Annotated in this window: 7 protein-coding genes; 5 read left to right on the top strand and 2 right to left on the bottom strand. The window is 78.7% G+C overall.

Annotation, left to right across the window (positions count from 1 at the left end; genetic code table 11):
- Window positions 1-14 precede the first annotated feature (14 nt).
- On the top strand, window positions 15-2,630 hold the full coding sequence (locus tag ACRYR7_RS11990; protein WP_432572324.1) for a DEAD/DEAH box helicase: 2,616 nt from the start codon (window positions 15-17) through the stop codon (window positions 2,628-2,630).
- Window positions 2,631-2,786: 156 nt separating this feature from the next.
- On the top strand, window positions 2,787-5,093 hold the full coding sequence (locus ACRYR7_RS11995; RefSeq protein ID WP_432572325.1) for a putative bifunctional diguanylate cyclase/phosphodiesterase: 2,307 nt from the start codon (window positions 2,787-2,789) through the stop codon (window positions 5,091-5,093).
- On the opposite strand, the gene ACRYR7_RS12000 is transcribed toward ACRYR7_RS11995, so the two are convergent.
- Together ACRYR7_RS12000 and ACRYR7_RS12005 are read right to left on the bottom strand one after the other, a co-directional pair.
- Window positions 4,978-6,207 (bottom strand): DUF475 domain-containing protein, encoded by a 1,230-nt coding sequence (locus ACRYR7_RS12000; RefSeq protein ID WP_432572326.1) that lies wholly within the window; start codon window positions 6,205-6,207, stop codon window positions 4,978-4,980. The two genes, ACRYR7_RS11995 and ACRYR7_RS12000, sit on opposite strands and share 116 nt — an antisense overlap.
- A gap of 130 nt (window positions 6,208-6,337) precedes the next feature.
- On the bottom strand, window positions 6,338-6,769 hold the full coding sequence (locus tag ACRYR7_RS12005) for a helix-turn-helix transcriptional regulator (RefSeq protein ID WP_432572327.1): 432 nt from the start codon (window positions 6,767-6,769) through the stop codon (window positions 6,338-6,340).
- A 169-nt stretch (window positions 6,770-6,938) separates the two neighbouring features.
- On the opposite strand from ACRYR7_RS12005, the gene ACRYR7_RS12010 reads away from it, so the two are divergent.
- From ACRYR7_RS12010 to ACRYR7_RS12020, 3 genes are all read left to right on the top strand, one after another.
- Complete coding sequence (locus ACRYR7_RS12010) at window positions 6,939-7,211, top strand: hypothetical protein (protein WP_432572328.1); 273 nt, start codon at window positions 6,939-6,941, stop codon at window positions 7,209-7,211.
- Between the two features lie 170 nt (window positions 7,212-7,381).
- Window positions 7,382-8,302 (top strand): GAF domain-containing protein, encoded by a 921-nt coding sequence (locus ACRYR7_RS12015; RefSeq protein ID WP_432572329.1) that lies wholly within the window; start codon window positions 7,382-7,384, stop codon window positions 8,300-8,302.
- Window positions 8,303-8,397: 95 nt separating this feature from the next.
- A complete protein-coding gene (locus ACRYR7_RS12020) occupies window positions 8,398-10,353 on the top strand; it encodes a sensor domain-containing diguanylate cyclase (RefSeq protein WP_432572330.1) in 1,956 nt (651 codons plus the stop codon).
- Window positions 10,354-10,488 lie beyond the last annotated feature (135 nt).

The following is a 10,488-nucleotide window of genomic DNA, read 5'->3' on the forward strand; positions in this document are numbered from 1 at the left end:
CGATGGGCGGCGCCATGGCTGCCACCCCCGCCCCCGCCGCCCTCGCCGGCGAGTCCGACGAGCTGCTGGAGACCTCCGCCCGCTCCTCCCTGACCGACCGGCTGCCCGCCCGCGGCAGCGCGGCCGCCGCCGACCCCGACGCCGTGTACGAGGCGTTCGCGGACTGGGTCTCCTCCGGCGGCATCGAGCTGTACCCGGCGCAGCAGGAGGCCCTCATCGAGGTGGTCTCCGGCTCCAACGTCGTGCTGGCCACCCCCACCGGCTCGGGCAAGTCGCTGGTGGCCGCCGGCGCGCACGCCGCCGCGCTGACCGCCGGGGTCCGCTCCTTCTACACGGCGCCGCTGAAGGCGCTGGTCAGCGAGAAGTTCTTCGCGCTGGTGGAGACGTTCGGCGCCGACAACGTCGGGATGATGACCGGCGACGCCTCGGTGAACCCCGGCGCGCCGATCGTGTGCTGCACCGCCGAGGTCCTGGCCAACGTGGCGCTGCGCTCGGGCGCCTTCGCCGACGTCGGCCAGGTCGTCATGGACGAGTTCCACTTCTACGCCGACCCCGACCGCGGGTGGGCGTGGCAGGTGCCGCTCATCGAGCTGCCGCAGGCGCAGTTCCTGCTGATGTCGGCCACCCTGGGCGACGTCGAGTGGCTGCGCGAGGACCTCACCCGCCGCACCGGCCGGGCCACCGCCGTCGTCACCTCCGTGGAGCGGCCCGTGCCGCTGCACTACTCCTACGCGACGACCCCGCTGCAGGAGACGGTCGAGGAGCTGCTGTCCACCGACCGCGCCCCGGTGTACGTGGTGCACGCCACCCAGGCCGCGGCCGTGGAGCAGGCGCAGGCCCTCACCAGCGCGAAGGTCGCCACCCGCGAGCAGCGCGACGCGATCGCCGAGGCGATCGGGCACTTCCGCTTCGCCGCCGGCTTCGGCAAGGTCCTCAACCGGCTGCTGCGCATGGGCGTGGGCGTGCACCACGCTGGGATGCTGCCCAAGTACCGGCGCCTGGTGGAGACCCTGGCGCAGGCGGGGCTGCTGAAGGTCATCTGCGGCACCGACACCCTCGGGGTCGGCATCAACGTGCCCATCCGCACGGTGCTCTTCGCGGGCCTGACGAAGTTCGACGGCCGGCGCACCCGCCACTACCGGGCCCGGGAGTTCCACCAGATCGCCGGGCGCGCCGGGCGCGCCGGCTTCGACACCGCCGGCACCGTCGTGGTGCAGGCCCCCGAGCACGAGGTGGAGAACGCCCGCCGCGTCGCCAAGGCCGGCGACGACCCCAAGAAGGCCAAGCGGGTGCAGCGGGTCAAGGCGCCCGAGGGGTTCGTCTCCTGGTCGGAGGCGACGATGCACAAGCTCGTCGACGCCCAGCCCGAGCAGCTCACCTCCCACTTCCGCGTCACCACCTCGGTGCTGCTCAACGTCCTGCAGCGCCCCGGGGACCCGGTGGCGGCGATGCGCCACCTGCTGCTGGACAACCACGAGCCGCGCAAGCGGCAGCTGCAGCACGTGCGCCGCGCGGTGGAGCTCTTCCGCGCCCTGCTGGACGCCGGGGTGGTGGAGAAGCTGCCCGCCCCGCTGCCCGACGGCCGGCAGGTGCGCCTGGTGGCCGACCTGCAGCTCGACTTCGCGCTGAACCAGCCGCTGTCGCCGTTCGCGCTGGCCGTCGTCGACGACCTGCTGGAGCGCACCTCGCCCACCTACGCCCTGGACGTGGTCTCCGCCATCGAGTCCACCCTGGACGACCCGATGAAGGTGCTGCTGGCGCAGCAGTCCAAGGCCAAGGGCGAGGCCGTGGCCCGCATGAAGGCCGACGGGCTGGAGTACGAGGAGCGCATGGCGCAGCTGGAGGACGTCACCTGGCCCAGGCCGCTGGAAGAGGAGCTGCGCGCGGCCTACGAGACGTACCGCACGGGCAACCCGTGGGTGGCCGACTACGAGGTGCGCCCGAAGTCGGTGGTGCGCGACATGTTCGAGCGCGCCATGACCTTCGGCGACTTCGTGGCGTTCTACCAGCTCGCCCGCTCCGAGGGCCTGGTGCTGCGCTACCTCAGCGACGCCTACAAGGCGCTGCGCCAGAGCGTGCCGGAGGACGCGCGCACCGAGGAGGTCACCGACGTCGTGGAGTGGCTGGGCGAGGTGGTGCGCCAGACCGACTCCAGCCTGCTGGCCGAGTGGGAGAAGCTGCGCGCCGGCGACGACGCGGACGTGGTGGCCGCCGTGGCCCCCGCCGAGGACGAGGCGCCGCCGGTCACCGCGAACGCGCGCGCGTTCCGCGTCCTGGTGCGCAACGCCGTGTTCCGCTTCGTGGAGCTGGCCGCGCTGGACCGCCCCGCGGCGCTGGCCGCGCTGGACGGCTCGCCCGACGAGGACACCTGGGCCGACCAGCTCGACGCGTACTACGAGGAGCACGACTCCATCGGCACCGGCCCGGACGCGCGCGGCCCGCACCTGCTGCAGGTCGACGACGGCTCCGGCCCGCACGCCAAGGGCTCCCCGCGCCGCTGGTACGTGCGCCAGGTCCTGCAGGACCCCGCCGGCGACCACGACTGGGCGGTCGTGGCGGAGGTGGACCTGGACGCCTCCGACGAGGCGGGCGCGGCGGTGCTGCGGGTGGCGGGGCTGCTGCGGCTGTAGCCGCCCGGCGCCCCACCGTCCGGCGCCCCACCGTCCGGCGCCCCACCGTCCGGCGCCCCCACCACCCGGCGCCCCGGCGGTGGGGCGTTCCGGCGCCCGGGTGAACCGCCGCGGCGGGCCGTCAACCCTCCGCGCGCGGGTGCCGACACCGCACGGGTGAGGACGCCCACCCCGCTGCGGACCCTGCCCGGCGCGCCGCGCGCCGTGCTGCCGGTGCTGCTGCTGGGCGGGTCCGTGCTGGTGTGCTCCCCGCTGCTGCCGCCGGCGGCGGCCGGGGCGGTCTCCGCCGCGGCGGTGCTGGTGACCTGCGCGGCGGCGTGGTGGGCGGTGGCGTGGCGCGCGCGCCTGCGCGGCGCCGAGCAGCGCGTGTGGAGCTCCTTCCGGCACGCCGCCACCGCGTACCTGGCCGCCGCCGCGCTGGCGTGCGCGCCGCCGCTGGCCGCGGCGGCGGGCGCCCGCTGGCCCGCGGAGCTGCCGGCGGGGGCGGCGCAGGTGCCGCTGGCCGCGGCCGCGCTGGTGAGCTTCCCGCTGACGTACCGCGCCCTGGTGCGCTGGAACCGGCACTCGGCCAGCGGCGCCGACCCCGACGACCTGCTCAACGGGCTCAGCTCCGTGCTCGTGCTCACCGCCGTCCTGCAGAGCGTCGGCGGCGGCGGCGGTGCCGGCGCGCCCGGCTGGCTGGTGGAGCTGCTGCTGGCCCGCGACGCCTCGGTGGTGGTGCTGGCCCTGACGGCGGTGACGGCGGTGCGGCTGAGCGCGCTGCGCACCGACCCGCGCACCTGGCTGGTGGCCGGCGGCCTGGCGGTCGCCGGGGCCGGCACGCTCGCCGCCCGCGCCGGCGTGGGGGTGCCCGACGCCCTGTCGGGGCTGCTGTGGACGGCGGGCCTGGCGTGCCTGTGCGCGGCGGCGCTGCTGCGGGTGCGCTCGGCCCCCACCGAGGGCGCGGCCCCGGCGGCCTCCACGGTGGGCGCGTTCGTGGTGGTGCTGGGCGCGCTGGCCGTGGTCGTCGCCGACGTCCTCGCCGACCGCTCCGCGACGGCGGTGCTGTGCGCGGCGGCGGCCGTGCTGGGCGCCAGCACCCGCCTGCTGATCAACCTGCGCGACCTGGTGCAGCTGGCCGCCAGCCGCCGCGAGGCGCTCACCGACGACCTGACGGGCACGGCGAACCGCCGCGCGGTGCTGCGCCGCCTGGACGAGCACCTGGCCGCCGGCACCGCCGGGGCGGTGGCCGTGCTGGACGTGGCGCGCTTCAAGGAGGTCAACGACGCGCTGGGGCACGCCGCCGGCGACGAGCTGCTGCGCATGATCGCCCAGCGGGTGCAGCCGGGGCTGGGGCCCGGGGCGCTGTTCGGGCGCCTGGGCGGGGACGAGTTCGCCGTGGTGCAGCCGTGCGGGCCGGGCGAGGAGCCGCCGGCCGCCCGCCTGGGCGCGCACCTGCTGGCGGTGCTCGCCGAGCCGTTCCCGCTGACGGCGATGGACGTGCACGTCGGCGTCAGCGTGGGCCTGACGTCCTGGACGGCGGCCGGCACCGCCGCCGGCGCGGGCGGCGCGGCGGGCGGGGCGGAGGTGGACGCCGAGGCGCTGCTGCGCCAGGCCCACGGCGCCCTGAGCGACGCCCAGCGCACCGGCGCGGGCACCGTGCACCACGACCCGGCCCGCCACGGCGACACGCGCGGTCTGCTGGCGCTGGCGGAGGACCTGCGCCGGGGCGTGGAGGGCGGGCAGCTCGTGCTGCACTACCAGCCGCAGCTGGACGTCGCCTCGGGCGCCGTCGCCGGCGTGGAGGCGCTGGTGCGCTGGCAGCACCCGGTGCTGGGGCTGCTGGGGCCGGGGCGGTTCGTGCCGCTGGCGGAGGCGCACGGGCTGATGGGCGCCGTCACCGCCCGGGTGCTGCGCGACGCCGTCGCGCAGGCCGCGGCGTGGTGGGGCGCGGGCGTGCACCTGCGCGTGTCGGTGAACCTCTCGGCCAGCGACCTGCTGGACACCGGCCTGCCGGCGCGGGTGGCGGCGCTGCTGGCCGCGCACCGGCTGCCCGCCTCCGCGCTGGTGCTGGAGGTCACCGAGAGCGTGCTGCTGCGCGAGCCCGAGCGCAGCGTGGCGGTGGTCGCCGCGCTGCGCGCGCAGGGCGTGCAGGTGAGCATCGACGACTTCGGCACCGGCTACTCCTCGCTGACGCAGCTGCGCCGGCTGCCGGTCACCGAGCTGAAGCTGGACCGCTCCTTCACCACCGACCTGCTGCACGACCCGGCCGCGGCCGCGATCGTGGCCAGCACCGTGGGGCTGGCGCACGCCCTGGGGCTGCGCGTGGTCGCCGAGGGCGTGGAGGACCCCGCCACGCTGGCCCGGCTCAGCGCCCTGGGGTGCGACGAGACCCAGGGGTACCTGCACGCGCGCCCGCTGGAGCCGTCGGCGCTGCTGGCGTGGCTGGGGCGGCGCGCCGGCGTGCCCGCACCAGCGAGCTGAGCAGCGCGGCGCCGATGACGACGCCGCCGAACCAGCCGGCCACCGCGGAGGGCACCGGGCGCAGCAGGCTCACCCACAGCAGCACCGCCAGGACGCCGAGCACGTAGGCGGCGCCGGCGGGCAGGTGCTCGTAGCGGCTCAGGGCGCTGCGCGCGTCGAGGTGGCGGGTGAGCTGCACGAGGAAGACGGCCCCGACGCCGACCCCGGCGGCGGCGATGCCCAGCCGCTCCCAGGGGGGCAGGCCGGCGGCGCCGCCGGTGAAGGAGTACGTGCCGTCGAGGACCTCCAGCAGCATGAACACCGCCAGCGCCCGCTCGAAGACGACCGCGGCGCCGTGGGCGGCCGCGCGCCACCACCCCGTCGCCGGCGGCGCGGTGCGCAGGGCGACGAGCTTGACCAGGGCGTAGGCGGCCAGCCCCAGCGCCCCGGCGAGCGCGACGGTGCCGCGCCGGTCCGCCGGGGCGAGCGCGGCGGCCAGCGCGGCCAGCGCCACCGCCACCGCGGCCTGCACCGCGCGCGGGCGGCGCAGGTGCAGCAGCGGGCGCTCCAGCGGGCCGATCCAGGCCGGGCGGTCCTTGCGCTCGCAGTTGAGGAGGAACTCGGTGAACACCAGCCACAGGAACACCCCGCCGAAGCCGGCCAGGCCGGGGCGGATCTCGGACAGCTCCGCGGCGTAGGCGCCGGGGTCGGTGATGACGTCGTCCACGACCTGCGCGGGCGTCTCCCGCGCGGAGGCGGAGACCACCACGGGCGGGGCGACCAGGCGCATGACGATCACCCCGGCGAGCAGGCCGGCGGCGAGGAAGACCTGCTTGGCGCGCTGGTGCAGCCGCCCGGCCACGCCGGCCATGGGCACGGCGCTGTCGGCGCTGAGGGCGATCTCGTAGGCGGCCAGCGTGACCAGCGCGGCGGCGGCGGGCGGGCCGTCGAGCCACCAGGCGCCGGCGGCGCCGACGAGCAGCAGGGCCAGCGGCACCCGCAGCACGCCGGGGCCGGTGCGGCCGGCCGCGCCCGGTGCGGGGGCCGGGCGCCAGGGGGAGCGGGCACCGGGGACGCGGGCGGTGCCGGGGGAGGGGCGCGAGGAGGCGCGGGGGCCGGGCAGGTCGCGGGGCACGGGTCTCCGATCGCCGGGGCTGGACGGTCGTGGGCGGCGGCCCGCTCCCCACTGTCCGTGCCCGGCGCGCGCGGCGCCACCGGGCGGGCGGCGCCGGACGCGCGCGGCCGGGTGCCCGCGCGCGGTCGGGTCAGCAGCCCGGCGGGCACCCCTCGTCGAGGTGGCCGGCCGCGCAGGCGGCCTGCACGGCCGCGCTGCTGCTGCGCACCCCGTACTTGCGGCGCGCGGCCAGCAGGTGCTGGGCGACGGTGTTGGTGGACACCCCGAGGTGCTCGGCGACCTGCACGCCGTTCAGGCCGCGCGCCACCAGGCCCAGGACCTCGCGCTCGCGGGCGGTCAGCGGCGAGGTGGGGGCGGTGCGCACGGCGGACTCCAGGCGCTGCAGCTCCGCCTCGGAGACCAGCACGGCGCGCCCGCCGCCGGGGGCCTCCAGGGTCAGCCGGTAGCCGCCGGCCGCGACGGCGTCGAGCAGGTGCGGCCACAGCGCGCTCGCCGGGGGCTCCCCGGTGCGCGCGTCCGCCCCGCGGCCGCGCTGCTCGTCCACGATGGCCAGCTCCCTCACCCCTCCCGCGCCGGTCCCGGCGCAGCTCGGACCCTCCGCTGCGGGCCCGCACAGCGTGCCACGCCCGCACTGAGGTGACGACTCGGCGCGTCGGGGTGCTCACCTTGAGTGGTGGTTGCGCGTTCTCCTGCTCTACGGTGCCCGCAGAGCGGATCCAGCAGGGGGCGCGGTGACCACGGACGGCAGGCGGCGGGCCGAGCGCGTGCGCGCGGGCCTGGTCGAGCTGTGGGGCGAGGAGCTGCCGCCCGGGGACGACCCCGTGGTCGCCGTGCTCGACGACGCCCTGACCCTGGACGACGACCACGGCCGCGCCGACGGGTTCGTGGTGCGCGGCGACGCGCTGGCGCTGCCGGTGCTGCGCGCGGTGCTGGCCGCCGAGGGCGGGCTGCGCGAGCGCCTGGCCCTGCTGCCCGAGGAGCTGCGCCAGCGCCTGGGGCCCTGAGCGCGCTTGCCTAGCAAGGAACCCCCCCTCGGCGGGCTCAAGTGCTAGGGATCCCGGCCGATGGTCCGTGTGAGCAAACGGTCCAACAGGGGGCGGGGAGGCGGTCGGTCGTGGTGTGGTGGCGTTCGCCGGGCGGTGCCCGGCGGCGGGGTCGGGACGAGCGGGTCGCGGTGCAGGACCCGCCCGCGCCGTCGGCGGTCCCCACGACCTTCCTGGCGCGCGCGCAGGAGGTGACCTCCGCCCTCACCGCGCGCCCCGGGCTGCCCACGTGGTTCGCCACCCGCGTCGTGGACGACACGTACACGCTGCTGGTGGGCGACTCGCTGCGCGTGCAGGTGCCCGTGGGCATCGCCGTGCCGTGGGCGCACACCGCCTGCGAGGCGATGGTCGCCGGCCTGGGCCCGCAGGTCGCCCTGGACATCGGCGCCGTGCCCACCTACGCCGAGCGCCCCCTCGTGCAGCGCTTCGGCATCCGCACCTACACCGGCGTGCCGATGCGCACCGCCGACGGGCGCCTGCTGGGCACCCTGTGCGGGGTGGGCCCGCAGCCGCTGGACGCCGACGGCTACCGCAACCTCGCGCCGGCGCGCGAGGAGGCCGCCCGGCTGGCCGCCGCGCTGGAGGCGGACCTGCGGGCCCTGGCCGGCGAGCGCGGCGAGGACTCGCACCGCGCCCTGCGGCACCGCGACGACGTCACGGGCCTGCCGGACCGGCGCTCCTGGGGCCGGCTGCTGGCCCGCGAGGAGGAGCGCGCGCGCAGCCACGCCGAGCCCTCCACCGTCGCCGTCGTCGACCTCGGCGCCGCCCACGGCGTGCGCTCGCTGCGCCGCGCCGCCGCCGCCGCGCTGGAGGCGGCCGGCGCCGACGCGGTCGTGGCGCGCCTGAACGCCCGCCAGCTGGGCGTGCTGTGCGCCGGGCGGCCCGCGCGGGGGGCCGCGGAGGTCTGCGAGCGGGTGCGGCTGGCCGTGCGCGCCAGCGGCTCCACCGCCGTGGCCGGCACCGCGGCGCGCGAGGCCACCGGCGGGCTGTCCGTGGCGTGGCAGCGCGCCGAGCTGGGGGCCCTCGCCGTGCGCCGCGGCGCGGACGCCTGAACCGGCCCGCCCCGGGGGTGCGCGGTCCGGCGGCGCCCGCGGCGTGCGCGCCCGGAGCGCTCAAGGCCGCCCCGCCGCGCGCCGATCACCGGGGGGTGCGAGGGGCTGAGGAGAGCGCCCGGCTGGCCGCGCTGGAGGAGCACCGGCCCGGCCCCGGCGCCGACGACCGCGCGGACCTGGACGCCGTGGTGCGGCTGGCGGCGGCGCTGACCGGCGCCCCCGTGGTCAGCGTCAACCTCCTGGACGCGGTGCGGCAGTGCCACCTCAGCACCGTGGGCCCCCTGGCCGCGCAGACCCCCGTGGAGGACTCCCTGTGCGCCGTGGCGTTCCGCTCCGGCGACCTGGTGCACGTCCCCGACGCCCGCCTGCACCCGGTGCACCGGCACAACCCGCACGTGGACGGGCGCCTGGCCTCGATGCGCCTGTACGCCTCCGCCCCGCTCGTCACCGCCGACGGGCACGCCCTGGGCACCCTGTGCGTCTTCGACCCCGTCGCCCGCGCCCTGGACGAGCACCAGCTGGCGGGCCTGCGCGACCTGGCCGGGGTCGCCGCCTCCCTGCTGGAGCGGCGCCGCCAGGCCCGCCGGGCGCACCTGCTGGCCGCCGAGGCCGACGAGCAGCGCAGCCTCGCGGAGCTGATGATGGGCGAGGCGGAGCGGCGCGAGGAGCTCACGCAGGCCGTGCTGGCCACCGTCGACGTCGGCATCGTCGTGGCCGGGCCCGACGGGCGCCTGGTCACCTTCAACGACACCGCCCGCGCCATGCTGGGCCGCGACGCCGACGGCGGCCTCGACCTGGCCGGGCACGCCGGCGCCTACGGGCTGCGCACCGAGGACGGCGCGCGCCCGCTGCGGCCCGAGGAGCTGCCCCTGCACCGCACCCTGCGCGAGGGGTCGGTGCAGGGCGCGCGGGTGCGCATCGCCGTGCCCGGCCGCGCGCCGGTGACGGCCACGTGCTCGGGGCGCACCGTGCGCGCCGCCGACGGCACCGTGCTCGGCGCGGTCGTCGCCCTGCACGACGTCACCGCGCTGCAGGCGCGCGAGGCGGCCCTGCGCGCCACCCACGCCGAGCTGGCCGCCGCGCACGAGCAGCTGGGCGCGCACGCCGCGCGGGTGGAGGCGCTGGCGCGCGCCTCCGCGGCGGTGGCCACGGCCGACGAGCCGCGCGCGGCGGTGTGCGAGGCGGCGCGCGAGCTGTGCGGCGCCGACGCCGCCTACCTGGCCCAGCCCGGTCCCGACGGCGTGCTCGCCACGACCGCGACGGTGGGGCTGGAGGGGGTCTCGCTGCGCCTGGACCCGTGCCGCGACACGTCCCTGGTGCTGGACGCCTACCTGGGGCGCGGGCAGCTCTTCGAGCCGGACGTGCCCGCGCACCCGCGCGCCAGCCGCGCCGTCGTCGAGGCGTGCGGCACGGTCTCGGCGGTGTGGCAGCCGGTGCTGCGCCGCGGCCGCGAACCCGTCGGGGTGCTCGCGCTGATCTGGCGCCGCCGGGTGGAGGCGCTGGCCCCGGGCGTGGCCGCGACCCTGGCCACGCTGGCCGGGGAGGCCGCGCACGCCCTGGAGCGCGCGGAGCTGCTGGAGCGCCTGGAGCGCGCCGCCGAGCACGACGCGCTCACCGGCCTGCCCAACCGCCGCCGCTGGGACGCGGTGGCCGCGGCCGAGGTGGCGCGCGCGGCGCGCACCGGCGCGCCGCTGACGTTCGCGCTGCTGGACCTGGACCGCTTCAAGCTGTTCAACGACACCCGCGGCCACCTGGAGGGCGACGCGCTGCTGCGCGAGTTCGCCGCCGCGGCCTCCTCCTGCCTGCGCGAGGTGGACACCCTGGCGCGCTGGGGCGGGGAGGAGTTCGTGCTGGCCCTGCCCGGCTGCGACGAGGCCGGGGCGGTCGCGGTGGCCGACCGCATCCGCGCCGCCGTGCCGCGCGGGCAGAGCTGCACCGTGGGCGTGGCGCGGTGGTCGCCGGGCCGCTCGGCCGCCGAGGTGCTCGCCGACGCCGACGCCGCGCTGTACCGGGGCAAGCAGGCCGGCCGGGACGCCACCGTCACGTGCTGAGGGGGGGGGGGGGGGGGGGGGGGGGGGGGGGGGGGGGGGGGGGGGGCGCGCCCCGGCGGGGGGGGGGGGGGGGGGGCGCGCGGGGGGGGGGGGGGGGGGGGGGGGCCGCCGGGGGCGGGGGGGGGTGGTAGACGC

This window comes from Kineococcus gurbantunggutensis, from assembly GCF_050871925.1.
Lineage (GTDB): Bacteria > Actinomycetota > Actinomycetes > Actinomycetales > Kineococcaceae > Kineococcus.

Excerpts from the sequence above, each read along its gene's own strand:
- ACRYR7_RS11990 (WP_432572324.1), top strand. The coding sequence starts at position 15 with ATGGCTGCCACCCCCGCCCCCGCCGCCCTCGCCGGCGAGTCCGACGAG.